Below are 23395 nucleotides of genomic sequence, written 5' to 3'. Positions count from 1 at the left end.
AGCGTTCCTGATTCCTTCGACAGTGAACTAGGAACGCACGTGTGTCAAGGTTGCCCGGTGCCTGAAGTAGTCCGCCCGTACCGCGGCGTCAGCGCCGAGGACCGCCGCCGGCAACGCCGGAGCCAGCTCATGGAGGCGGGTCTCGACGTCGTCGGCGAGGTCGGCGTCGCCGAAACCACCGTTGATCTCGTGTGCAAGCGCGCGGGCCTGTCCAAGCGCTACTTCTACGAGAGTTTCGCCGACCGGGAAGCTCTTCTGGAGGCCGTGCTGACCGGGGTCCTGGAGGCCGTCCGGTCCGCGCTGGAAACCGCGCTGGCGGACGCCCCCGCAGCCGCCGAGGAGCGGATGACGCGGCTGGTCACCGCCACGGTGGAGGCCATCGCCACCGACCCCAGGGTGAGCCGGTTGTGGGTGGAAGCGAATCACCACCCGGCCCTGGAACGTCCCCGAAGCGAGGCCTACGCCGAGTTCGCCGACCTTCTCGTCGGCATCCTGCTCCCCGGGCACGAGGCCGACCCGGACGCCCGGTCGGCCTTCGTGCTCGTGGTCGCGGGGACCACCGAGGTGCTGCGCCGCTGGCTCGCCGACGGCTCCCCCGGCACCGCCGCGGGCATCGTGGCCGTCCTGCGGCGAGTCGGCCTGGCGATCACCGGCGAGTTCGGCTGACCTCGCTCAGCAGTGCGCGGTCGGACGGCCGGCCTTCAGGTTGTCCAGCTGCTTGAGCGCGTCGTCGAGCGTGGACACCTTGATGAGGTTGAGCCCCTCCGGCGCGGCCGACTTGGCCTCGGCGCAGTTGTGCTCGGGGACGAGGAAGTCGGTCGCGCCCGCTTCCTTCGCGCCGACGACCTTGAACGAGATCCCGCCGATCGGCCCGACCTGGCCGGTCTCGCTGATCTCGCCGGTGCCCGCGATGTGCCTGCCGCCCGCGAGGTCGCTGCCCGGTTTCCCGGGCGGGGTGAGCCGGTCGATGATCGCGAGGGTGAACATCAGCCCCGCCGACGGGCCGCCGACGTCCTGCAGCGAGATGTCGACGGAGAACGGCGCGACCGCGCGGTCGACGGCGGTCAGCCCGAGGAAGCCCTGGGTGCGGTCGTCGCGCTGGGCGAGCGTGACCGGCACGGTGCGTTCCGGCTGGCCGAGGTGCTGGAAGGTGACCTGGACGGAGTCGCCCGGCTTGGTGTTGGCGATCGAGGCGGCGACCTCGGAGGCTTCGCGCACCTGCTTGCCGTTGACCGCGATGAGCTTGTCGCCGGGGGCGAGGATGTGGTCGGCCGGACTGCCGGACACGATCTGCTTCGCGACGACCTGCACCGGGTAGCCGAGGTGGCGCAACGCGGCGACCTGCGCGTTGCTCTGCGAGTTCTGCAGCTGCTGGATGTTCTCCTGCTTGACCTGCTCGTTGGTCTCGCCGGGCTTGTAGTACTCCTCGCGCGGCGCGAGCGCGTAGCGGCCGCTGGCCCAGAGGCCGAGCGCGGTGAAGAGGTTGATGCCGTCGTTGAGCGAGACGGTGGTCATCCGCAGTTCGCCGCTGGTGCCGTAGGTCTGCTGTCCCTTGACCTGGATCACCGGGTTGCCTGCGGCGTCGCGGCCGAGGGTGTCGTAGGTGGGCCCGGGGCTGATCGCGACATACGGGACCTGGACCAGGAACCCGGCCACGACGAACACCAGGAACAGCACTCCGCTGACCAGCATCGTCCAGCCGCGGCGGGTCATCCGCCGGTCGCTGCGGGCCGGCGCGCGAGACGGCTCGGCGCGGTCGGACTGGTTCGCGGTGTCCTCGTCCGGTTTTGTCACGAGCGACAGCGTACGGTGACTGTGTTCGCTTCCCGGTGAAGGCCACGGTTGACGCGCTGAGCCGGGTCCTACCCGCGTACGGTGGAGCTATGAGCAATCCCCCGTTCGGCTTCGGACCGCCCGATCCCGACAAGCGAGGCGACAACGACCCCTCGAACCCGGGCCAGCCCGGCGGAGCCGAGGCGTTCAACCAGCTCGGGCAGATGCTGAGCCAGCTGGGCCAGATGCTGAGCCAGGCGGGCTCGTCGAGCGGGCCGGTCAACTACGACCTGGCGAAGCAGATCGCACTCCAGAACCTGAGCGGGCGGGACGACGCCAAGATCGGCTTCGCGTCCGAGAGCGGCGGCGACTCCGCGACCGCCGTGCGCGACGCCGCGCACCTGGCGGAACTGTGGCTGGACGCGGCGACGATCCTCCCCGCGGGCGCGAGCACCACCGTGTCGTGGTCGGCGCGCACCTGGGTCGAGAAGACGCTGCCGACCTGGCAGCGGCTGTGCGATCCGGTGGCGCAGCAGGTGTCCGGGGCGTGGATGCAGGCGCTGCCCGAGGAGGCCAAGCAGGCGGCGGGGCCGCTGCTGTCGATGATGGGCCAGATGGGCGGGATGGCCTTCGGCTCCCAGCTCGGCAACGCACTGGCGCAGCTCGCGCAGGAAGTGCTGACGTCCACGGAGGTCGGCCTGCCGCTGGGCCCGGCCACGACGTCGGCGCTGCTGCCGGCGAACATCGAGAAGTTCACCGAGGGCCTGGAGCTGCCGGCCAGCGAGGTGCTGGTGTTCCTGGCCGCGCGCGAGGCCGCGCACCAGCGACTGTTCGCGCACGTGCCGTGGCTGCGGCAGCGCCTGCTGGCGACGGTCGAGGAGTTCGCCCGCGGGATCACCGTCGATACTTCGGCGCTGGAGTCCCTGGCCGGCAGCATCGACCCAGCCAACCCGGCGAGCATCGAGGAAGCGATGTCGTCCGGCCTGCTGGAACCGCAGACCACCCCCGAGCAGCAGGCGGCGCTGAAGCGTCTGGAAACCCTGCTGGCCCTGGTCGAAGGCTGGGTGGACGTAGTGGTGGCCGAGGCGATCGGCGACCGCCTCCCGGGAGCCGAGGCCCTGCGCGAAACCCTGCGCCGCCGCCGCGCGACCGGCGGCCCGGCCGAGCAGACCTTCGCGACCCTGGTCGGCCTCGAACTGCGCCCGCGCCGGATGCGCGCCGCGTCGTCCCTGTGGAACCTGGTGGGAGAACGCCACGGCCTGGAAAAGCGCGACGGCCTCTGGTCCCACCCGGACCTCATGCCGACCGCCGAGGACCTGGACGAGCCCCTGGACTTCGCCGACCGCATGGCCGAACCGCCCGCGCTCGCGTCCGACCTGGACCCGATCGCGGAACTGGAACGCACCGAGAAGGCCGAGCGGGAGGCCCGCGAGGCTGCTGGCGAGTCTGACGGGACTGGCGAGGGTGGCGGCACCGACTCCGACGGCGGCGAGGCCCCGAAGGACAAGGGGAACCCGTCCTCCTGACCTGCGCTTCCCGGCAGGGCTGGCTGTTTTGGACCACCGCGCGGACCGTCTCGCCTCCTAGAGACGGTCCGCGCGGCGTTTTATGGCCGTTGTTCCGCGCCCACGCCTTCCCCTATCGCCATCGATCGTCGGCCTGACCGACGATCAGGTGCCTGTCGCCCGGTCCCAAGCTTGAGACGCTCGACCGTCTTCGGCCCAGCTCGCACCCAGCACGGCTGACCGCGACCGCCACCCCAAACGCGCAGGACTCAGCGCCCAGCCGCAGCGATCGCCCGGTCCGTCCAGGGTCTTCGGAACCAGCCGCTCCGGCCAGCCAGACCTCCCCCAGCCGCCAGGCCACTCTCCTCAGCCACGCCCAGCCGCCAGGCCACTCCTTCAGCCACGCCCAGCCGCCAGCTCAGGCCTCGCGCGCCGCGAACACCGGGCCGCACCCAGCCCCCTCCACAACCGCTAGCCGCCACCACTCACCCACGCCCGCCCGCTCAGCCCTCGCGCGGACCTCACGCGCCGCCAACGCCGGACCGCACCCAGCCCCCTCCACAACCGCGAGCGACCACCACTCACCCACGCCCGGCCCGCCCGCCGACTCACATCCGAAACTCCTCCGCCACCGCGACCAGCCGCACCCGGCCCGTCAACTCCCGCACGCCGAACGTGCTCACCTCCGAAACCCTCCAGCCCCGCAGCCAGCCATCCACCTCCCTGCCCGCACCAAACCCGGCCCGCTCAATCGTCCAGCGAAAGCCCCCATCCAGCCGCGGCCGAAAGCCCCTCCAGGTACCCGATCGCCCGTTCCGTCTTCGGATACCGGTTGACCAGCGCCCAGAACGCCGGGTCGTGCCCCGGCTCGCTCAGGTGCGCCAGCTCGTGGACCAGCACGTAGTCCAGCACCCACTGCGGCACTCGCTGGAGCCGCTCGCTGACCCGGATGGTCGCGTCCACCGGCGTGCACGACGCCCACCTGGTGCGCATCGGCGGCACCCACCGCACGCTGGCGGGCAGCGCTTTCCCGCCCAGGTACTTCGCGCCGAGCAGGGCGCAGCGCGCCAGCAACGCCGCGTCCGACGACTTGGGCGGTGCCTTCCGCCCGCCGGAACGCAGCAGCCTGCGCTCCATCTCCGCGACCCAGTGTTTCTCTTCCTCGCGGGTCATCCGTGCCGGGATGAGCACCACCAGGGTGTCCTCGTTCCAGTACGCGGTGACCGTCCGGTGCCTGCGCTGGCTGCGCCGCACCTCGACCTTGTGTTGAGAAGTGTCCGACGGGGCCTTCTCGCCCCTGCCCCTCAGGGAGGGAATCCGTGCTTCGACCACTCGACAACGGTAAGGCTCAGCACCGACAACTTGGAGCGCCGAAAGGTCACAGCCCTAAGTTGTCCACAACAAGATTTCCCTGTGGACAACTCGGATTCTCACCCGCGAGTGGCGTCGCGGAGCTGCCAAGCTGGCCGCATGACCCTGTCCAGTGTTCCGCCGCCGGACGTGCTCCTTCCGGCGTATCCGACGTTGCTTCCGGGCCTCCACGTGCTCGAACGCGACGGCAACGAGATCCAGTTCGGCCTCGACCCCCGCCACGGCATCATCGCCAACGGCCTGCCCGCGCCGATCGTCGACAGCGTCCGCAGGCTCGACGGGCGGCGTGCGCTCGAGGACGTCTTGCTCGCTGTAGGCGAACACCGGGAGCAGTTCCAGCTCCTGCTGAAACAGCTGGCCGCGCTCGGGTTGGTCACGGAAGCGGCGAAGAAATCCGCGAAACGGGTCGAAACCGGGCTGTGGTCGCTGCGCGCCCGGCACTACCAACCGGCGCTCACCGACCGTCGCTGGCAAAGCCTCATCGCGGTGCACGGCAGCGGACGGATCGCCGTGGCAGTCGCCGCGCTGCTCGCGACGTCCGGCGTCGGGCACCTCGACATCCGCGCGGCCGGCACCGTCACCGAAGCCGATCTCGGTTCCGGGTTCACGCCCGCTGAACTGGGACAACCCCGGCAACGCGCGATACGGACAGTCGTCGCGCGCATCGCGCCGGACGTCAGCACCGCCCGGAACCAGCGCCGCGTCCCCGATCTCGTGCTGCTCACCGACACGTTGGTCCCGCCGCCGGAAGAAGTGGCCGAGCTGATCGACTCGGGCATCTCGCACCTGCTGGTCCGCGTCTGCGAGGGCACCGGCATCGTCGGGCCGCTCGTGGTGCCTGGCCGCAGCGCTTGTCTCCGCTGCTGTGACCTGCACCGAACTGACGCGGACGAGTCCTGGCCAAGGATCGCGACCCAGCTGGTCGGCCGGCTGCCGCGGCCTGATCTCGGTGCCGTGCACGCGTGCGCCTCGCTCGCCGTCGCGCAGGCCATGCGGTTGCTCTCGCCGAGCGAAACCCCGCCGCCAGCGTGGAACGCCACACTCGAGATCGACAACTTCGACGGGCAAGTGCGCCGCCAGCAGTGGGAACCGCATCCCGACTGCGGCTGCGGAGCACCCGTTCCCGTCGAGGAAGGTCCGTCGCCAGCGGAGGAAAGTCCCGAGGAGGTGCTCCAAGAGACGTAGGCCACACCTGGGTGCCGTCAGCGGGCTGCGGCCGTCGTGCTCGCCAAGGCAGAATCGCAGGGTGACCGACTTTCGCGACCGCACCGGAGACCGCGATTCCGCCATGCCGCGCCGCGGCGCTGCCCGTACCGCGAAGCTGGCGAGCCTTCCGCTCGGCATCGCCGGCCGAGCGGTGGGCGGCTGGGGCAAGCGGCTGGCCGGGCAGAGCGCTGAGCAGGTGAGCGCGACGCTCTCGGCCAAGGCCGCTGAGCAGCTGTTCGAGGTGCTGGGCACGCTCAAGGGCGGCGCGATGAAGTTCGGGCAGGCGCTGAGCGTGTTCGAGGCCGCGGTGCCGGACGACATGGCGCAGCCGTACCGGGAAGCGCTCACGAAGCTGCAGTCGGCCGCACCGCCCATGCCCGCGCGGCAAACCCACCGCGTGCTCGCCGAGCAACTGGGCCGGTCCTGGGTCGGGCGCTTCGCGCACTTCGACGACGAGCCGGCCGCCGCCGCGAGCATCGGCCAGGTGCACCGCGCGACCTGGCACGACGGTCGCGAGGTCGCGGTCAAGGTCCAGTACCCGGGCGCGGACGAGGCGCTGCGCAGCGACCTGCGCCAGTTGCAGCGCTTCAGCAGGCTGTTCCAGGCTTTCGTGCCCGGCACCGACGTGAAACCGCTGCTCACCGAGCTGGCCGAGCGGATGGACGAGGAACTCGACTACCTCGCCGAGGCCGACAACCAGCGCGCGTTCGCGAAGGCGTTCGAGGGCGACCCCGAATTCCTGATCCCGCGCGTCGTGGCGAGCGCGCCGAAGGTCGTGGTCAGCGAGTGGGCCACCGGCACCCCGCTGGCCGAGATCATCTCGGACGGCGACCCGGCCACCCGCAACCTCGCCGGACGACTGCTCGCCGAGTTCCACTACTCGTCGCCGGCGCGGGCGCATCTGCTGCACTCCGACCCGCATCCCGGAAACTTCATGCTCACCAGCGACGGCAGGCTGTGCGTGATCGATTTCGGCGGCGTAGCCAAGCTTCCGCACGGAATTCCGCGGCACCTGGGCGAAATCACGCGCCTCGCTCTGGACGGCCACTCCGACGAACTGATGCGGCTGCTGCGCGAGAACCGGTTCGTGCGTGCGGATTCGCCCCTGGAGGCGGACGAGGTGCTGGCGTACCTCGCGCCGTTCACCGAGCCGCTGGCCGAGCCCACGTTCCACTTCACGCGTCGCTGGATGCAGCGGCAAGCAGGCCGTGTCGGAGACTCCCGCAGCAACGACTTCCACGTCGGCCGTTCGCTGAACCTACCGCCGGAATACCTGATGATCCACCGGGTCACGGCAGGCTCGACGGGCATCCTGTGCCAGCTCGACGCCGAGATCCCGGCCCGCGGCATCGTGGAACGGTGGCAGCCCGGGTTCGCCGCCTGAGTTATCCACAAGGCGGGGAAATAACCCCGAGTTGTCCACAGATTGCGCAGGGTGGTTTCGCTGAGTTGATCAGGGCGGCATTCTCGATGTATGGCAACTACGAAAAGCATCGACTCCCTCTCTTTCGGTGATCTGGTCTCGCATGGAGTGCTTCACCGGCGGCATCTGCGGATAGCGGGAATCTCAGACCGAAGAGCCGCACAGCTCTCCGGCCCGGGCGGCCCGTGGCGGCAGGTGTATTCCGGCGTGTACCTAGTGCACGACAAACCTCCGAGCCGGGAAGAACTTCTGCACGCGGCCGTGGCCCGCTATGGTCCCGCAACCGTCATCACGGGCACGGATGCGCTGTGCGCACACGGAATCAGCCATCCGCGGACTCCGGAAATCCATCTGCTGGTGCCGCACAACAGAAGGCCGTCCAACGAACCGAGCGTCATCACCTACCGCACCGCACGAATGCCCGAAGCGATCCTGATCGACGGCCTGCCGTACGTGAGCGCAGCCCGCGCCGCGCTCGACTTGGCCCGCCGAGAAAACGATCCCGACGAAATCGCAAGGCTGGTCTCGCTGCCGCTGTATTGGGGGCTAGCAGACCGCACCGAGCTAACCGCCGAATTGGACACCGGAAACCAGCGCGGCTCAGCAGCCGTGCGCTCAGTACTGCGCAACCTCGACGACCAAGAAACCTTCGCGCACGGCCAAGCACTCCGCGTCCTCCAACGAACCCCGCTGCCGACCCCGCAATGGAACGTCGCAGTCTGCGACCGCCGCGGCCGCCGGCTCGGCACCGCGGACGCTTGGTGGGACGAAATCGGCCTGGCCTGGCGCTACCGCACCGCTGCGGGCCCCGAAGACTTCAGCCACCTAGCCCTGGCCGCGACCGGCACCGTGCTGTTTCGGTGCACCCCACGACAACTCCGGGAATCCCCGGAGGACATGGGCGTAGAACTCCTCAACGCCTACCGCCACGCGACGCGCACACCCCGCCCCAAAGTGCGCGCCGTCTACAAGACGGGAAATGCCGCATGATCCGAACCTGATACCCCAGGCCGACCAGCCTGCGCGGAACCGAGCACTCGCCGGGAAGGTCGCTCTCACGGTGCCAGACGGGTTGCGCACAATCCGGCCGCCAGTGCTCGTCCGGCGACTTGCCCGCTCGGCGTCCCGAACGTGACTACGCCCGCGATCCAGCCACCAACGGCCGTCAGGCGGCTCGCCCTTCGGCATCACGAACATGGTTAGGCGACTCATCCCAGGCATCCCGGAGGCGGCTGCGCACGCGATTCAGTTACAGGTGTTCGCCAGACAGCGTGCCGTCAGCTTCCCGAACATAGCTGCGCGCGCAATCCGGGCAACCAGCCCCACTGCCCGGGCATGGTCGGTCACCAGTACTCGTCCGGCAGCTTGCCCTCGATGTCCCGGACGTGGTTGCGCGCGCAGTCTGGGCACAGCCAGCGCTGCTCGCCGTTTTCCTTGGTGCTCACCCATGCCAGGGTCGCGAGCGGGTCAGTTTCCGCGGCGCGTGCTCGGCCGCACCACGAGCACGTGGGGTCGGGCGCGGTCACGGTCGACGTCCGTGGTGGACCGTGCGTGCGCCGAGCAGGAAGAGGTCGCGGCGCTTGCCGAGGTGGTGGGCGCTGTCCGGATCGAGCAACGAAGCCAACGTCGCGCGGTCTTCCTCCGCGAGATGGTCGGCGCCATGCGTCGCGAGGCGGGAAAGGTGGTGGTGCACATAGTCAGTGAGACCGTCCGGACCGGGTGCGGGATGGTCCACCAGTGCGCTGAACGAGCTGACGTCGGCGAGCCCAGCCCGTTCGAGCGCGACTGTCCAGCCGTAGGGCATCGGCACGGCGCCGTCGATGCCCTCGCGCATCCCGACGAACCATGCGGCTTGCGCAGCCTGCAGCCGGTCCTCTAATCCAGGCCGTCCGATCCCGATATCCCAAGGGAGGCAAGAGAAAGACAAACCACCTTCAGCGAGTGCGACCACTCCGCCAGCCCGCGCGACGGCCGTGAGGGTGCCGATCGCGGCCTGCTGATCCGGCAGGTGATGCACGACGCGCGAAGCCCACACGAGATCCGCGGCGGGTAGCAAGTCGGGCAAGGAACCGTCGGCTAGGTCGGCGACTACCGCGCGAACCTCGACCTTCGACCCTGGCTGGCTATCCTGCGCTGTCTCGGCGGCGGTGCGTACGGCGCGCTCGGCTTCCTGGAGCAATTCAGGAGTCGCGTCGACCAGGATGATCGTGCCGCCGTCGTGGGCGGCCAGGGCTTCGGCGAAGTGGGTGCTCATCCCACCGGCGCCGCAGCCTAGGTCGATCACCGTGGGATGATCGGGGAGTTTCGCGACTAGGCGTGCTGCGATGGCGGCCTGTGCGGGAGCGTCGAGGGTGTCGGCTGCGCGGAGGAGGGCCAGCCGGTCCGCCCAGTCGATGTGGTCGTGCGTATGTCCGGACACGGGCTCATTGAACACCCGTCAGCGGTCCCCGAACGAGAAAGAGCCTCGAAGGTCCCCCGACAGACCTTCCAGGCTCATTCTGGTGAAGGTGAGAGCGCGACGGGACGCCGCCGTCAGGGCTGGAGGCAGTCCTGACGGCGGGCGGCCGGTGTCGCCAACAAGCCGGTCAGGCAGGGGCGGCCGGAGCCGAGGGCCTGCCTGACCTGCCGCATTAGTTGGGTGGTTGGTATCGCTCCGCTCGGCTGGTCGCCCAGCGGGCTACCCGCGACCAGCGGCGCGCGGCTCGGGCCCGGCGCCACGGGCGTTGGGTTTCGTGTTCGGTTATGAGGTCGCGTATTCGCGCTCGGGACAGTTCTTCGTGAAGCAACATCTTCGTGGTCTCCTGAGACTTGTTCTGCTTGGGTTTCGGCTGGACACGAACCGGTTTTCCGGCGTGGGCCTCGAAATCGCGCGTGGTGATGAGGTTGACGGTCATGCGGCGGCGCTCCGGGCTGCGGCGGCGGGTTCGAGGGCGGCGTTCTTGCGCGGACGGCCGCGGGGCCGCTTGCGCGCGATCACTGCGCCGCGTTCGAAGATTTCGCCTCCCCAGACACCCCACGGCTCACGCCGGGCGAGTGCTCCCGCGAGGCAGGCCTCGCGGACCGGGCAGCCGGCGCAGAACGCCTTGGCCCGCTCGAGTTCCGCGGGCGATTCGGCGAACCAGAGGTCCGCGTCGCGCGAGCGGCAGGGGAGTTCGGGCTCGGCGACTCCGTCGAGCAAGTCGCCGATGTCGAACCCCTCGGCGAGAGGGCCCTCGGCGAGGGCGATGGCGGATGACATTTCCGTGCTCCTTTGCGGTGCGGTGGTGGTGTGGCGGTGGGCGATCGAACTGGACAACTTGTTCCTTTTTGTTGTGCAGCCAAAAAACACGAAGGCCGCGGATCCGGTTACCGGTTCCGCGGCCTTCGTGAGCCTCGTGTCCTGACGCAGGTCAGGAACTTCGCTCCCGTATCGACAACGGAACACGGAACTGCTTGATGGTCGGCAGATCGACATCAACCTGCGGGTACGCGGCAACAGCGGCGGCGCTCGCGAGAGTGATGCCGACCGGGGTCCCGTTGCGCTCGATACGACGCAGTCCGTCGATGTGACGACGCGTTTCGCCGAAGTGCGCAGACGTGGACACACCGGTGCCCTGGCGCGGGGCGGTGGCGGCCATGCGGACAGGCAGACCGGTGCCAGGGTTCGTGTGCATCAAGTTGCTGATCATTTCACCGGCACCGCCTTTCTCTGTCGGACCGCGCCGCTTGAGGCGGCGACCGTCGTGTACTTCCCCAGACCGGGCTTCTCGCCCGGGTGCTTACGCAGGCTATGCGCCCCGGCACAGCCGGGGCAACTTATTTTCCCAAATCTCTGCCGAAGAGACGAAGATCGCTCCCTAGCAGCAGGTTCGCCGCATCGATCACCGCTAAGACGCGGTCAAGATCGCATCGACGACCGGACCACGTCGAGCACTTCCGCGCCGAACCGCTCCAGCTTCGTCGCGCCGATCCCGGAGATCGACACCAGCGCGCCGTCGTCGGTCGGCCGTTGCTCGGCGATCGCCATCAGCGTCGCATCAGTGAACACGACGAAGGCCGGAACCTTCAACTCCCGCGACCGCTCCCCGCGCCACGCCTTCAGCTTCTCCAGCAACCCCTCGTCGACCGTCGACGGGCACTTCCCGCACCGGCCGAGCTTGACCTCCATGGTCTGCACCAGCGGGCCGCCGCACAGCCGGCAGCGGGCGACGTTCGAGCCGGGCTTCGCCACCTGCTGCGAACGGGCGACGCGCGCCGCCGGGTGGTCCTCCGGGATCAGCCCGTACAGGAACCGCGACCGCCGCCGGTTGCGTCCCCTCCCCTGCCCGCGCGACAGCGACCACGACAGCGACAGGTGTTCCCGGGCCCGCGTGACGCCGACGTAGAACAGCCGCCGTTCCTCTTCGATCGCGGCGTCGTCGCCGTCCGCGTGCAGGATCGGCATCGTTCCCTCGGACAGCCCGACGAGGAACACCGCGTCCCACTCCAGCCCCTTCGCCGCGTGCAGCGACGCGAGCGTGACGCCTTCGACGGTCGGCGGGTGCTGTGCCGCCGCGCGCTGTTCGAGTTCCGCGGCGAACCGCGGCAGGTCTGCGTCCTCGACCGTCGCCGCCAGTTCTTCGGCCAGCTCCACCAGCGCGAGCAGCGCGTCCCACCGCTCCTTCGCCGCGCCACCCGACGGCGGCTGCTCGGTGAGGCCGACCCGGGCGAGCACCGAGCGCACCGCGGTGACCAGCTCCAGCGAGGTCGGTTCCATCGACGCCGTGCGCAGCGCCGCCATCGCCTGCCGCACCTCGGTGCGCTGGAAGAACCGCTCGCCGCCGCGGACCAGGTACGGGATCCCGGCCTCGGTGAGCGCCTGTTCGTACGCCTCCGACTGCGCGTTCACCCGGAACAGCACCGCGATCTCGCTCGCCGGTACATCGGCGTCGAGCAGTTCGCGGACCCGCCGCGCGACGGCGGCGGCCTCGGCGGCTTCGTCCTCGTACTCGGCGAACCGCGGCTCTGGGCCATCCGGGCGCTGTCCGATGAGCTTGAGGCGCGACCCGGCCGGACGTCCGCGCGCGGCACCGATCACACGGTTCGCGAGCGCGACGACCTGCGGCGTGGACCGGTAGTCGCGTTCCAGGCGCACGACGGTCGCCTCCGGGAACCGCCGCGTGAACTCCAGCAGCGACTTCGGCGAGGCACCGCCGAACGAGTAGATCGTCTGGTTCGCGTCGCCGACGACGGTGAGGTCGTCTCGGCCGCCGAGCCACGCGTCGAGCAGCCGCTGCTGCAACGGCGTGACGTCCTGGTACTCGTCGACCACGAAGCAGCGGTAGCGGTCGCGGAACTCCGCCGCGACCGCGTCGTGGCGCTCCAGGACCGCAGTGGTCTGCAGGAGCAGGTCGTCGAAGTCGAGGACCTGGGCGTTCGTCTTCAGTTCCTCGTACCAGCGGTAGACCTCGGCGACCTGCGCGACCGGCGCGGGAGTGTCGCGCTGCATCCGCGCGGCGACCGAGGGGTAGTCGTCCGGCGAGACGAGCGACGCCTTGCTCCACTCGATCTCGCTCGCCAGGTCGCGCAGCACCTCGGTCTCGGTGCTCAGCCGGACGCGCTGGGCGGCCTGGGCGACGAGCCGGAACTTGTTGTCGATCAGGTCCCACGGCCGGTCGCCGACGACCCGCGGCCAGAAGTAGCGGAGCTGGCGGCGGGCGGCGGCGTGGAACGTCAGCGCCTGCGCCGCGTCGACCCCGAGGCCGCGCAGCCGGGTGCGCATCTCCCCGCGGCGCGCGTCGTGAAGGTGACCGCCAGGACCTGGCCTGGCGAAACGTGCCCCGCCTGCACCAGGTGGGCGATGCGGTGCGTGATCGTCCGGGTCTTGCCGGTGCCCGCTCCGGCGAGGACGCACACGGGGCCGCGGGGGCCGCCGCGGCGGCGCGCTGTTCGGGATCAAGCCCGTCGAGCAGGCCCGCGCGGCTCTGCCGGCTCTGGGGAGACGATGCGATGGCCACCCCGCGATCCTCGCAGAGGGGGCCGACGGATTCCCGGCCGGGCACGCGGCCGTATCCTGGTCATATGGCGGGCAAGCAGGACAAGGAAGCGGCCAAGCAGGCCAAGCGGGAAAAGCGCGCTGCGAGCAAGGCACGGCGCGGCCAGCTGTTCGAGGCGTTCAAGATGCAGCGCCGCGAAGACCCGATGCTCATCCCCTGGATGGCCGGTTCGATCGTGGTGGTCGCCGGTGTGCTGTTCGGCATCGGCTTCCTTTTCGACATCCAGTGGACGCTGCTGCCGCTGGGCATCGTGCTCGGCATCCTGCTCGCCGTGATCATCTTCGGCAGGCGCGTGCAGCGCACGGTCTACGGGAAGGCCGACGGCCAGCCAGGCGCCGGCGCCTGGGCGCTGGAGAACATGCGCGGCAAGTGGAAGGTCACGCCGACCGTCGCCGCGACGACCCAGCTCGACGCCGTCCACCGCGTGCTCGGCCACCCCGGCGTGATCCTCGTGGCCGAAGGCGCGCCGCACCGGGTGAAGGGCCTGCTCGCGCAGGAGAAGAAGCGCGTGTCGCGGCTGGTGGGCGACACCCCGATCTACGACGTCACGATCGGGCACGAAGACAAGCAGGTTCCGCTCAAGAAGCTGCAGTCGCACCTGACGAAGCTGCCGCGCAACCTCAAGCCGGCCCAGATCGACGCGCTCGAGGCGAAGCTGGCCGCCCTCGGCTCGCGCGGCGCGGCGATGCCGAAGGGGCCGATGCCCGCCGGCGCGAAGATGCGGAACGTGCAGCGCACCATCCGCCGCCGCTGACGCTGCCTGAAACGTCGAGAACCCCCGGCCTTGGTCACGGCCGGGGGTTCTTCGCGTTCGAGGCCGCGGTTCGGCCGGGCCAGTGTCAGCGCATCCGGATGACGACGGTGTTGGTGGCGCGGTCGAGCCAGTTGCGGCCGTCCGCGTTGCGCACCAGAGGCGGGAGCAGCAGCGCGGTCAGCACCATCCGCACCAGTGCCCGCCACGCGCCGACCATCGTCGCCCCGTCGAGGCGGGCGACCCGGATGCCGAGGGCGGCCATGCCGGGGGTGAAGCCGAAGAAGGTGACCGGGAGGACCGTGATCACCGCCCAGACCGCGCCGGCCCAGAGGTTGAACGTCTGCATCGCAGCGGCGTTCTGCAGGTCGTAGCGCACGAACAGGGCCGTGATCAGCGACGCGAGCACCAGGTCGAGCACCAGCGCGAGGAAGCGCTGGCCGCCGCCGGCGACCGCGCCCACGCCGGATTCGGGGAGGCCCATCGACTCGCCGCGCCATTTCGGGGCCTCGCGCGGGGCCGCGGTGGAGCCGTCGCCGGTTCCCGGCAGCCATTCGCCCGTCCATCTCGCCACCCGTCCAGGGTATGCCGGTGGCGCGGACCACATCCGGCCTGGTCGACTGGACACTGACGGCGGCCCGTTAACACCGGCGAAACATTCGGGTGACGGTCGGGCAACACCGCCCTCTTAGCGTGAGCCGAAGAGAGTACAGCCGCCGGTAACGAACGAGAAGGAGTCACCGAGGGTGCCCACTACTCCAGACGACATTCAGCGTCTCATCGCCGATGAGAAGGTGGAGTCCATCGACGTCAGGTTCTGCGACCTGCCGGGCGTCATGCAGCACTTCACGGTGCCGGCCAAGGCGTTCGACCTGGAGGCGTACGAAGAAGGCCTCGCCTTCGACGGCTCCTCGGTGCGCGGCTTCCAGTCGATCCACGAGTCCGACATGCTGCTGCTGCCGGACCCCGAGACGGCGCGGATCGACCCGTTCCGCAAGGCGAAGACGCTCTCGCTGAACTTCTTCGTGCACGACCCGTTCACCCGCGAGGCCTACAGCCGCGACCCGCGCAACATCGCGCGCAAGGCCGAGCAGTACATCGCGGAGTACGGCGTCGCCGACAACGTGTACTTCGGCCCGGAGGCGGAGTTCTACATCTTCGACTCGGTCCGCTTCGAGGACGCCGAGCACCTGTCGTTCCACGAGATCGACTCGGTCGAGGGCTGGTGGAACACCGGGGCCGACACCGAGGGCGGGAACCAGGGCTACAAGACCCGGTTCAAGGGCGGCTACTTCCCCGTCCCGCCGGTCGACCACTTCGCCGACCTGCGCGACGACATCGTCCGCCAGCTGACGAACTCCGGCTTCGAGATCGAGCGCGCGCACCACGAGGTGGGCACCGCGGGCCAGACGGAGATCAACTACAAGTTCAACACGCTGCTGCACGCGGCGGACGACTTGCAGCTGTTCAAGTACATCGTGAAGAACACGGTGTTCGCCGCGGGCAAGACCGCGACGTTCATGCCGAAGCCGCTGTCGGGCGACAACGGCTCGGGCATGCACTGCCACCAGTCGCTGTGGAAGGACGGCCAGCCGCTGTTCCACGACGAGTCCGGCTACGCGGGCCTGTCCGACACGGCGCGGCACTACATCGGCGGCCTGCTCAAGCACGCGCCGAGCCTGCTGGCCTTCACCAACCCGACGGTGAACTCCTACCACCGCCTGGTGCCGGGCTTCGAGGCCCCGGTTTCGCTCGTGTACTCGCAGCGCAACCGCTCCGCGTGCGTCCGCATCCCGATCACCGGCAACAACGCGAAGGCCAAGCGCGCCGAGTTCCGCTGCCCGGACTCGTCGGGCAACCCGTACCTCGCGTTCTCCGCGATGATGATGGCCGGGCTCGACGGCATCAAGAACAAGATCGAGCCGCCGGAGCCGATCGACAAGGACCTCTACGAGCTGCCGCCCGAGGAGGCCAAGAACGTCAAGCTGGTGCCGGGCGACCTCGGCACCGTGCTGGACACCCTGGAGCAGGACCACGACTACCTGCTCGAGGGCGGCGTCTTCACGCCCGACGTGATCGAGACGTGGATCCAGTACAAGCGCGAGAACGAAATCGACCCGCTGCGGCTTCGCCCGCACCCGTACGAGTTCTCGCTGTACTACGACGTGTGATCGGCGCGGGGCTTTGACCAGGGATTTCACTGGTCCGAGCCCCCGCCAGGCCGTCACCAGGCCGTGCAAGGTCAGCAGGTGACGGCCCACCAGACACGGGACGGCGGTCGAGGGGATTCCCCGGCCGCCGTCCCGTTCTTTGTGCACTTGTCGTTTCACGCGGCGTTTCCGGGCCGGGTGGACCGCAGGTCAGCGCCGGGGCGTGGCAGACCTACGACGTGTGATTCCTGAAGCAGCCACAGCGGCCTGACCAGCGGAAACGCCGGTCAGGCCGCTGTTTTATGGGCACCTCAAGCAGCCGCAGTCAGAAGATCGCCAGCGGGTTGACCGGGAGCCCGCTGGCGCCGCGCACGGGGATCGTGCCCAGTGCGAACAGGAAGCTGTACCGTCCGATTTCGGCGCAGACCTGGGCCAGTTCGGCCACGTTGAGGCAGTCGATCAGCGGCATTCCCAGTTGCGCGAGCCCGATGTCGTGCAGCACGGGCGGCTCGGCGGACCCGTCCGGGAGTTTGTCGCCGATGTCGCCGGCGTACAGGCACACCTCGCGTTCCGCCATCCACTCGACCGCGCTGCGCGAGGTGGTCGGCAGGGGGCCGAAGGGATCGTCGGCGGAGACCCATCCCGCGCGTACGACGAGCGCGTCGCCGGACTCGACTCGCGAGCCCTGGCGCTTTTCGGCTGCCGCCAGATCGTCCGCGGTCACCACGTGGTTCTCGGCGAGCCGGCCGCCCGGCGCGAGATCGAGCAGTACCCCGCGCGTCACGATTCCGTCGAGGAAGGCGGACGACGAACTCCTGCTGACCGTTCCCCCGGCGGTCGCCTCGGCCAGCGGAATACCGGGATAGACCGTGTTGTCGACCGGAATGTGCGCCAGGGCGTCGATGTGCGTCGAGCGTGCGTGGTGGACGTTGATCAGCAGTACGTCGGTGAGTGCCGGGGCGGGGGAACCGGTGAACGTCAGCGTCTGCAGGACCGGCGCGGGCATGCCGTGCTCGGCGAAGGCGATCGGCGCGGCCATGGGCACCGGGGTGATCGGGTGAGCCAGCGAGACGACCCTGCCGGTCGTGGCCTCGGCCGCGCCCCGGGCGCGCGCCGCGTCCGTGATGAAGTTCAACGTGCCGCGGTCGTCGTCGACGCCCCACCGGCCCCGGTTGGTCAGGCTCGGGCCGTTTGCTTCTTTGATGTCCATCATTCCGACGCCGCCCCGTCACTTCGATTCGATCGTGCCGAGCGGTTCGCTGGTCTCGGTCAGGGCTTTGCGAGCAGTGGGCCACGCGTCGTCGTCCAGGCCCAGCGCGGTGCGCAGGTAGGCCAGGGTCGTCTGCTGGACGAGCGCGACCCGCTCGGGGCTTTCGTCGGTGGTCCGCGCGTCGAAGGCGCCCTGGATGCCGCCGAGTCCGTGCTCGGCGCCGAACAGGGTGAGCAGGTCGGTCGCGCCGGGGCTGAGGCGATAGCCGTCGGTGAACCACTCCGGCCCGCGCACCGTCAGCGGGGACTGGTCGTGGTCGCCCGCGACCATCAGGCTCGGCGTCGTCATCTCGGCGAAGTCCGGGCTCATGAACGGGAAGTACTGCGCGGCCATCGGGCTCAGGTCGGCGCCGCCGGTTCCGGGCAGGCAGAGCAGCACCGCTGCCCTGACACGCGGATCGCTCATGCTTTCCCCTGGCGTGCCGTCCGCGCCGATGACCCGGGCGCCCGCGAGCGTGCTCGCGGTCTGTGCTCCCCACGAGTGTCCCGCGACGGCCACGCGGCTGCGGTCGATGCGCCCGGCCAGCCCGGGCACCGCGTCTTCGATCTCGTCGAGCCGGTCGAGAATGCCGGTGAGGTCGTCGGTCCGGATACGCCAGATGTGCGGCGTCCGCGGGTCGTCCGGGGCGAGGCCCGACGAGTCGAGGTGGGTGGGTTGGACGACTACGAAGCCCCGGGCGGCCCAGAAGCCGGCCAGCGGGGCGTAGTCGTCCATGGTCAGGGTCATGCCGTGGGAGAAGACCACGACCGGCAGATCGCTGCCGGTTGCCGGGGCCGAGACCCTGACCTGGAGGTCTTGGCCGCGGTCGGGGGCCGCGAGGGTCACCGGCGCCACCGAGACGACCGCGGTGGCCGAGTCGGTGCCGGTTGATGTTGGGGCGCTCATGAGCCTGAGTCCTTCCTGCCGAGGGCTGTGCCGACCTGGCACAATCGAGAAGTGGAGCACCGCTCCGATGCGGAACACTGCTCCACATCAACATACGGAGCATTGCTCCGCTTGGCAACCATCGGGTGACCGGAAGGAGAATTCGGATGGCGATCGCCGAAGAGCCGCCGCCCGCGGGCGGCCGGCGCAAGCGCTTGGACGCTCGCCGCAACCAGCAGGTGCTGCTGGACGCCGCCGCCGCGGTGTTCGTTCGCGCGGGGGTCGACGCGCCCGTGCGGGAGATCGCCGCCGAGGCGGGCGTCGGCATGGGCACCATCTACCGGCACTTCCCCACCCGGGCCGACCTCGTCGTCGCGGTCTTCCGGCACCAGCTCGACGCGCTGGCCGACGTCACCGTCTCCGCGGCCGGGGAGACGCCATACGAAGCGTTGCGGTCATGGGTTGCCCGGTTCGCCGATTTCCTGGTCACCAAGCACGGTCTGGCCGAGGCGATGCACTCGGACCAGGCCGGGTTCGAGAGCCTGCACGCCGAGTTCGTCGAGCGCCTGCTGCCCGTGCTCGATCACCTGCTGGCCGAATCCGCCGCCGCCGGCGAAACGCGTGGCGACGTACGGGCGTACGACCTCATGCTCGGCATCGGCAACCTGTGCATCGGAGTCGAGACCTTCCCGGACTACCACGCCCGCCACATGATCGACGTTCTTCTCGCCGGTCTCGCCCGGGAAATCCCGGGATCAACGGGGGTGAATCAGGCGGCCTGCTGACGGAGGGTGCGCAGGCCGGTGCGGATTTCGCGGACCAGGATTTCGGGCTGTTCCAAGGCGGCGAAGTGCCCGCCTTTGTCGGCTTCGCCGTAGTGGATCAGATTGCGGTAAGTGTCTTCGATCCAGCTTCGCGGCAGGCGTGGGATGTCTTTCGGGAAGACGGTCACCGCGACCGGAAGCATCAGCTTGGGACCGGCGAACGTGAGCGATTTGTTCTCCCAGTAGATGCGGCCGGACGACGCCGCGCTGTTGGTGAACCAGTAGAGGGAGATCGCGTCGAGCATGTCGTCGATGCTCAGGGCGTCTTCGGCGAGCCCGGAGTTGTCGGTCTTGGACTGGAACTTCTCGTAGATCCAGGCGGCTTGGCCCGCGGGAGAGTCCGCCAGGGCGAATCCGACCGTCTCCGGTTTCGTGCCCTGAAGGTGGTTCGACCCGCCGAGTTCGCCGGTGTAGCGGGCGAGGGTTTCCACCGCGTAGCGCTGTTCGGACGAGAGGATGTCGGGGATCTGTGCGGGAAAGGCGTACTGGGTGTTCAGATGAATGCCGAGAAGCCCCTCCGGCTGCATGGCCCCGAGGGCGGTGGTGACGACGGCGCCCCAATCGCCGCCTTGCGCGGCCCAGGTCGAGTAGCCGAGCCGCTTCATCAGCTCCACCCATGCGTTTGCGATCCGCGATGCGGTCCACCCGGACTGCTTGGGCTTCCCGGAGAACCCGAACCCCGGAAGCGAAGGGACGACGACGTCGAAGGAATCGGCAGCGTCTCCGCCGAAGGCGACCGGATCGGTCAGCGGGCCGATCAGCTTCAGGAACTCGACGATCGAGCCCGGCCATCCGTGCGTGAGGAGCAGCGGCAGCGCGTCGGGATTCTTGGACCGGACGTGGATGAAGTGGATGTCCAGCCCGTCGATCTCGGTCAGGAACTGGGGGAACCGGTTGAGCGCTGACTCGAAACGCCGCCAGTCGTAGCCGTGCTGCCAGTAGCCGGCCAGGGATCTCGCGTTCTCCACGCGCACCCCTTGCGACCAGTCGTCCACCGTTTCCGGATCCGGCCATCGAGTTCCGGCCAGCCGCCGCTTCAGATCGTCGATGTCCGAATCCGGGATCGACACGGCGAACGGGCGGACGAGGGCCGAGGTCGGCGTCGCGGTCATGGCTTTCTCCCAGCTTTCGTTGCACACCTGTGTGCAACGTACTTCATTGCACACAGGTGTGCAATGATCGTGCCGTGCCCACCGAGTCCTCCCGTGCGCGCTCGATGAACGAGACCCGCGAGCGCATCCTCGACGTCGCCCTCGACGTGCTGGGCGAGAGCCCCGACGCCGGAATGGGCGACATCGCCTCCGCGGCCGGCGTCGTCCGCCGCACCGTCTACGGCCACTTCCCCTCGCGCCTGGACCTGATCCGGACGCTCACGGAGCGGGCCGTCACCGAGATGACCGCCGTGCTCGCCGAAGCCACCGCCGCCCGTGCGGAAGCGGACGCGACCTGGGTCGAGTTCGTCGCCCGCGTCTGGCCGGTGGCGCACCGGTACCGGGTGCTGCTGGCGCTGCGCCGCGGCGAGTACGGCGAGGCGATCCACAGCCTGCTCGGGCCGCTCGACGAACTCCTCGCCGACCTGGTGAAACGCGGCCAGGACAGCGACGTGTTCGCCCAGCACCTGCCTGCCGGAATCCTGAGCCAGCTCGCCTACGGCACCGTGTTCGCCATCGCGGACAGCGATCTGCCGGACGGGCCACGCGGCGCACGGGCAGCCATGATCACGAGCCTGCTGATGCTGGGAGTTCCCGAGGCGCGCGCGACCGCTCTCGCAGGCGACCAGCCCTGACCCGCCGGGGTCCTTTCTGTCGTGTCATCAGGGTTTCATCGGCAGCTGACAGGGTGCGCCCGGACGGATAGGCAAGCAGGTGCGGGAGGCGCGGGTGAAGGCGGCAGGGGCCGTGGATCCTCGTTCGGTGGGGCGGTATCGGGTGCTGGCCGGGCTGGGCGAGGGCGGGATGGGCCGGGTGTGGCTGGCCTCGGGTCCGGACGGCCGGTTGGTCGCGGTCAAGCAGGTGCATGCTCGGTTCGCCGCGGACGAGGGGTTTCGCGCGCGGTTCGCGCGGGAGGTGGTGGCCTCGCGGGCGGTGTCGGGGGCTTACACCGCCGCGGTTGTGGATGCCGGGCCGGAGGCGGAGGTGCCGTGGCTGGCGTCGGTGTTCGTGCCTGGCCCGTCGCTGCGCGAAGCGCTGGACGCCGGCGGGCCGCTGCCTGAGGCGGCGGTGGTGCGGCTGGCTGCTGGGCTGGCGTCGGCGCTGGTGGACGTCCACCGGGTCGGTTTGGTGCACCGGGATCTGAAGCCGTCGAACGTGCTGCTGGCCGCGGACGGGCCCAGGGTGATCGACTTCGGGATCGCCCGTGCCGCGGACGCCGACGGCGGAGGCGGGGAGCTGACGCGCACTGGCTGGCTGGTCGGGTCGCCGGGGTTCGCCTCCCCGGAGCAGGCCGAGGGCAGGGAGCTGACTGCCGCGTCGGATGTGTTCTCACTCGGCAGCGTGCTCGCCACCGCCTGCGTGGGACACAGTCCGTTCGCGGACTCCTCGACGCTGCGCACGCTCTACAACGTGGTGAGCGGCGAGCCCGACCTGTCCGCCCTGCCTGAACGGGTGCGCGGGATTGTGGCGGCCTGTCTGGTGAAGGATCCGGCCGCCCGGCCGACCCCGGCTCAGGTGCTGGAGATGGCCGGGCCGCAGCCTCCGAGCTTCGAGCCGTGGCCGGCGTCGGTGCACGCGTTGATCGCTGCCCAGCGCGCCGAGGTCGGCCGGATCACCGGTGCGCTCGTTGACGACGGTCGCACTCGGGAGATGTTCGCCGCCCCTGGACCGCGGGGCTGGGTCGCCGGACCGGCCCCGGCCCCAGTCCCGGTCCCGCCGAAGCCGAATCGGCGCAAGTTCCTGTGGATGGCCGGGATCGGCGGCGCCGCTGGTCTCGCCGCGGTGGGCGGGGGTGTCGCGGTCGCGCTGACCGGGAATCGGTCGTCCCCGAGTGACGCGACAGCGGAGGTGCCCCCGGCGCCCAAGGGTCCCGCGCCGACCTGGACCCGCCCCGTTGGCGACACCTTTCGCTGGCTGGGCGGCATCGACGTGATGGGCGACGTCGTCGTCCGGTGGGACCGGAAGACAGCGCAGGCGTTCGACTTGGCGACCGGCGCGCCGCGGTGGACGGGAAAACCGGAGTTGCCCGACGGGCTCACCTCCTTCAGCTGGATCGGGTTGCACGGCTCGTCGCTGATCGGGTCCACCACCGTCGGGGGTCCGGACGGGGTGGTGTTCGGCCTTGGCCCGGACGGCAAACAGCAGTTCACCTATCGCAAGGGCGAAGCCACCCTGAGGGCAGTTCTCGACGTCCTCGGCGGGGGCAACGGCGACGGCGGCCTCTCCCTGTTCGCGACGCAGAAGCCCAACGGCCTCAACGAACTCGTCGCCTACGGCCCGCCCGTCCCCGGCGAGATGTGGCGGCGTCCGCTCAAGACGCAAGACCGCGCCGTCGCCCTCATCGACGGCCAGCACTGCTACCTGCAGGACGACACCGACACCGTCTGCCTGGACCTGGCGTCGGGTGCCCAGGTGTGGGCCACCCCCAACACCTGCTCGGGCGACCGTCCGATGAGCATCGCGAGGTCCGGGACCGCCGTGGCGGTCGCCGGAGACCGGCTGGTCCTCTTGGACGCCGCCACCGGCGCCCGGCGGCCGAACGCGCTGCAGACGTCGACCGGCATCCGCGGGGTCGGCGCGTTGACCACCATGTTCGCCGTCGGGGAGCACACCGAAACGGAATCGGGAGAAACCAGAGACACGGTGTGGGGAATCGACCCGCGCGACGGCAGCAAGGCCTGGGAGACGCGCTTGCCGCTCCCGATGGCCGGGAGTGTCACCGCCTCGGAGGACCGGGTCTTGGTGTCCACCATCGTCTCGTCCGACAAGCCGCCAGCCGGTTTCCTCGTCCTGCGCGGCTACGACGGTGGCGTTGCTTGGGCCGAAACTGGCGGAGGCACCGCTGAATGGGTCACCTGCGCGACGCCGCACGCGATCTACGCGGCCTCTTCGGACACCGTCTACGCCTATCCCAATCAGTCGTAGCGCGTCCGACAGGCGGCGACGAAGGCCTCGACGCACCGGTCGAGGTCCTCGCGGGAGTGTTCCGACGAAATCTGTACGCGCCGGAGCGCAGCATTCGTTCGGCGGTCCGGACGGCCTCGCCCGCGTCGCCGAACATGACCGGCACGATGGGGTGTTCGCCGGGGAGGA

At 69.8% G+C, this 23395-nt stretch carries 20 protein-coding genes and 1 pseudogene; 10 read left to right on the top strand and 11 right to left on the bottom strand.

Annotated features, from left to right (window positions below):
- Positions 1-57 precede the first annotated feature (57 nt).
- Positions 58-666 carry a TetR/AcrR family transcriptional regulator gene (locus tag RPX00_RS20115; RefSeq protein WP_406641394.1) on the top strand — a complete coding sequence of 203 codons (609 nt, stop codon included), beginning with the start codon at positions 58-60 and terminating at the stop codon, positions 664-666.
- Between the two features lie 6 nt (positions 667-672).
- On the opposite strand, the gene RPX00_RS20110 is transcribed toward RPX00_RS20115, so the two are convergent.
- Positions 673-1692: a PDZ domain-containing protein gene (locus tag RPX00_RS20110; protein WP_406643027.1), complete on the bottom strand. Its 1020-nt coding sequence runs from the start codon at positions 1690-1692 to the stop codon at positions 673-675.
- Positions 1693-1883: 191 nt separating this feature from the next.
- On the opposite strand from RPX00_RS20110, the gene RPX00_RS20105 reads away from it, so the two are divergent.
- Positions 1884-3299 (top strand): zinc-dependent metalloprotease, encoded by a 1416-nt coding sequence (locus tag RPX00_RS20105; RefSeq protein WP_406641391.1) that lies wholly within the window; start codon positions 1884-1886, stop codon positions 3297-3299.
- A gap of 726 nt (positions 3300-4025) precedes the next feature.
- Here RPX00_RS20105 and RPX00_RS20100 read toward each other — a convergent pair.
- Positions 4026-4532, bottom strand: a complete 507-nt coding sequence (locus RPX00_RS20100) for a M48 family metallopeptidase (RefSeq protein WP_406643026.1) — start codon at positions 4530-4532, stop codon at positions 4026-4028.
- Between the two features lie 216 nt (positions 4533-4748).
- Between RPX00_RS20100 and RPX00_RS20095 the strand changes: the two genes are divergently transcribed.
- The 3 genes from RPX00_RS20095 to RPX00_RS20085 all read left to right on the top strand — a co-directional run bounded on the left by RPX00_RS20095 (position 4749) and on the right by RPX00_RS20085 (position 8268).
- Positions 4749-5834, top strand: coding sequence for a ThiF family adenylyltransferase (locus tag RPX00_RS20095; RefSeq protein ID WP_406641390.1), 1086 nt, complete (start codon positions 4749-4751; stop codon positions 5832-5834).
- Positions 5835-5937: 103 nt separating this feature from the next.
- On the top strand, positions 5938-7239 hold the full coding sequence (locus tag RPX00_RS20090; RefSeq protein WP_406643024.1) for an ABC1 kinase family protein: 1302 nt from the start codon (positions 5938-5940) through the stop codon (positions 7237-7239).
- Positions 7240-7329: 90 nt separating this feature from the next.
- Positions 7330-8268 carry a hypothetical protein gene (locus RPX00_RS20085; protein WP_406641389.1) on the top strand — a complete coding sequence of 313 codons (939 nt, stop codon included), beginning with the start codon at positions 7330-7332 and terminating at the stop codon, positions 8266-8268.
- A 353-nt stretch (positions 8269-8621) separates the two neighbouring features.
- On the opposite strand, the gene RPX00_RS20080 is transcribed toward RPX00_RS20085, so the two are convergent.
- The 5 genes and pseudogenes from RPX00_RS20080 to RPX00_RS20060 form a co-directional block, all read right to left on the bottom strand.
- Positions 8622-8804 carry a hypothetical protein gene (locus RPX00_RS20080; protein WP_009073268.1) on the bottom strand — a complete coding sequence of 61 codons (183 nt, stop codon included), beginning with the start codon at positions 8802-8804 and terminating at the stop codon, positions 8622-8624.
- The gene (locus RPX00_RS20075) at positions 8801-9697 is read right to left on the bottom strand and encodes a class I SAM-dependent methyltransferase (protein ID WP_406641387.1); all 897 of its coding nucleotides are present in this window, start codon (positions 9695-9697) and stop codon (positions 8801-8803) included. The genes RPX00_RS20080 and RPX00_RS20075 overlap by 4 nt, the downstream gene beginning before the upstream one ends.
- Positions 9698-10168: 471 nt before the next feature.
- Positions 10169-10516, bottom strand: coding sequence for a WhiB family transcriptional regulator (locus RPX00_RS20070; protein WP_067592977.1), 348 nt, complete (start codon positions 10514-10516; stop codon positions 10169-10171).
- A gap of 151 nt (positions 10517-10667) precedes the next feature.
- Positions 10668-10946 carry a hypothetical protein gene (locus RPX00_RS20065; RefSeq protein WP_406641385.1) on the bottom strand — a complete coding sequence of 93 codons (279 nt, stop codon included), beginning with the start codon at positions 10944-10946 and terminating at the stop codon, positions 10668-10670.
- Between the two features lie 209 nt (positions 10947-11155).
- Positions 11156-13253, bottom strand: a pseudogene (locus tag RPX00_RS20060) (ATP-dependent DNA helicase UvrD2).
- A gap of 64 nt (positions 13254-13317) precedes the next feature.
- On the opposite strand from RPX00_RS20060, the gene RPX00_RS20055 reads away from it, so the two are divergent.
- Positions 13318-14046: a DUF4191 domain-containing protein gene (locus RPX00_RS20055; RefSeq protein ID WP_406641383.1), complete on the top strand. Its 729-nt coding sequence runs from the start codon at positions 13318-13320 to the stop codon at positions 14044-14046.
- An 85-nt stretch (positions 14047-14131) separates the two neighbouring features.
- On the opposite strand, the gene RPX00_RS20050 is transcribed toward RPX00_RS20055, so the two are convergent.
- On the bottom strand, positions 14132-14617 hold the full coding sequence (locus tag RPX00_RS20050; RefSeq protein WP_406641381.1) for an RDD family protein: 486 nt from the start codon (positions 14615-14617) through the stop codon (positions 14132-14134).
- Between the two features lie 172 nt (positions 14618-14789).
- Between RPX00_RS20050 and glnA the strand changes: the two genes are divergently transcribed.
- The gene (glnA, locus tag RPX00_RS20045; protein WP_406641379.1) at positions 14790-16214 is read left to right on the top strand and encodes a type I glutamate--ammonia ligase; all 1425 of its coding nucleotides are present in this window, start codon (positions 14790-14792) and stop codon (positions 16212-16214) included.
- A 304-nt stretch (positions 16215-16518) separates the two neighbouring features.
- Here glnA and RPX00_RS20040 read toward each other — a convergent pair whose 3' ends face one another.
- Positions 16519-17403: a cyclase family protein gene (locus RPX00_RS20040; protein WP_406641377.1), complete on the bottom strand. Its 885-nt coding sequence runs from the start codon at positions 17401-17403 to the stop codon at positions 16519-16521.
- A gap of 18 nt (positions 17404-17421) precedes the next feature.
- Positions 17422-18348 carry an alpha/beta hydrolase family protein gene (locus RPX00_RS20035; protein WP_406641376.1) on the bottom strand — a complete coding sequence of 309 codons (927 nt, stop codon included), beginning with the start codon at positions 18346-18348 and terminating at the stop codon, positions 17422-17424.
- Positions 18349-18494: 146 nt separating this feature from the next.
- Here RPX00_RS20035 and RPX00_RS20030 point away from each other — a divergent pair, with 146 nt between their 5' ends.
- Positions 18495-19112 carry a TetR/AcrR family transcriptional regulator gene (locus RPX00_RS20030; RefSeq protein ID WP_406641375.1) on the top strand — a complete coding sequence of 206 codons (618 nt, stop codon included), beginning with the start codon at positions 18495-18497 and terminating at the stop codon, positions 19110-19112.
- On the opposite strand, the gene RPX00_RS20025 is transcribed toward RPX00_RS20030, so the two are convergent.
- Positions 19097-20263: an epoxide hydrolase family protein gene (locus RPX00_RS20025; protein ID WP_406643023.1), complete on the bottom strand. Its 1167-nt coding sequence runs from the start codon at positions 20261-20263 to the stop codon at positions 19097-19099. The genes RPX00_RS20030 and RPX00_RS20025 overlap by 16 nt on opposite strands.
- 74 nt (positions 20264-20337) lie before the next feature.
- Here RPX00_RS20025 and RPX00_RS20020 point away from each other — a divergent pair, with 74 nt between their 5' ends.
- Positions 20338-20937 carry a TetR/AcrR family transcriptional regulator gene (locus RPX00_RS20020; protein WP_406641374.1) on the top strand — a complete coding sequence of 200 codons (600 nt, stop codon included), beginning with the start codon at positions 20338-20340 and terminating at the stop codon, positions 20935-20937.
- 94 nt (positions 20938-21031) lie between these two features.
- Positions 21032-23227, top strand: a complete 2196-nt coding sequence (locus tag RPX00_RS20015) for a protein kinase domain-containing protein (RefSeq protein WP_406641372.1) — start codon at positions 21032-21034, stop codon at positions 23225-23227.
- Positions 23228-23395: the final 168 nt, after the last annotated feature.

Origin of the sequence: Amycolatopsis sp. WGS_07 (assembly GCF_045278895.1) — a bacterium.
Taxonomy (GTDB): Bacteria; Actinomycetota; Actinomycetes; order Mycobacteriales; family Pseudonocardiaceae; genus Amycolatopsis.
Note: the sequence above shows the minus strand (reverse complement) of the source record. Positions and strands in the feature narration are given on the sequence as shown.

What these genes read in the sequence shown, in the direction of transcription:
- RPX00_RS20110 (WP_406643027.1), bottom strand. Translation starts at nt 1,692, where the DNA reads ATGCTGGTCAGCGGAGTGCTGTTCCTGGTGTTCGTCGTGGCCGGGTTC.
- RPX00_RS20105 (WP_406641391.1), top strand. Translation starts at nt 1,884, where the DNA reads ATGAGCAATCCCCCGTTCGGCTTCGGACCGCCCGATCCCGACAAGCGA.
- RPX00_RS20095 (WP_406641390.1), top strand. Translation starts at nt 4,749, where the DNA reads ATGACCCTGTCCAGTGTTCCGCCGCCGGACGTGCTCCTTCCGGCGTAT.
- RPX00_RS20090 (WP_406643024.1), top strand. Translation starts at nt 5,938, where the DNA reads ATGCCGCGCCGCGGCGCTGCCCGTACCGCGAAGCTGGCGAGCCTTCCG.
- RPX00_RS20085 (WP_406641389.1), top strand. Translation starts at nt 7,330, where the DNA reads ATGGCAACTACGAAAAGCATCGACTCCCTCTCTTTCGGTGATCTGGTC.
- RPX00_RS20070 (WP_067592977.1), bottom strand. Translation starts at nt 10,516, where the DNA reads ATGTCATCCGCCATCGCCCTCGCCGAGGGCCCTCTCGCCGAGGGGTTC.
- RPX00_RS20065 (WP_406641385.1), bottom strand. Translation starts at nt 10,946, where the DNA reads ATGATCAGCAACTTGATGCACACGAACCCTGGCACCGGTCTGCCTGTC.
- RPX00_RS20055 (WP_406641383.1), top strand. Translation starts at nt 13,318, where the DNA reads ATGGCGGGCAAGCAGGACAAGGAAGCGGCCAAGCAGGCCAAGCGGGAA.
- RPX00_RS20040 (WP_406641377.1), bottom strand. Translation starts at nt 17,403, where the DNA reads ATGGACATCAAAGAAGCAAACGGCCCGAGCCTGACCAACCGGGGCCGG.
- RPX00_RS20035 (WP_406641376.1), bottom strand. Translation starts at nt 18,348, where the DNA reads ATGAGCGCCCCAACATCAACCGGCACCGACTCGGCCACCGCGGTCGTC.
- RPX00_RS20030 (WP_406641375.1), top strand. Translation starts at nt 18,495, where the DNA reads ATGGCGATCGCCGAAGAGCCGCCGCCCGCGGGCGGCCGGCGCAAGCGC.
- RPX00_RS20025 (WP_406643023.1), bottom strand. Translation starts at nt 20,263, where the DNA reads ATGACCGCGACGCCGACCTCGGCCCTCGTCCGCCCGTTCGCCGTGTCG.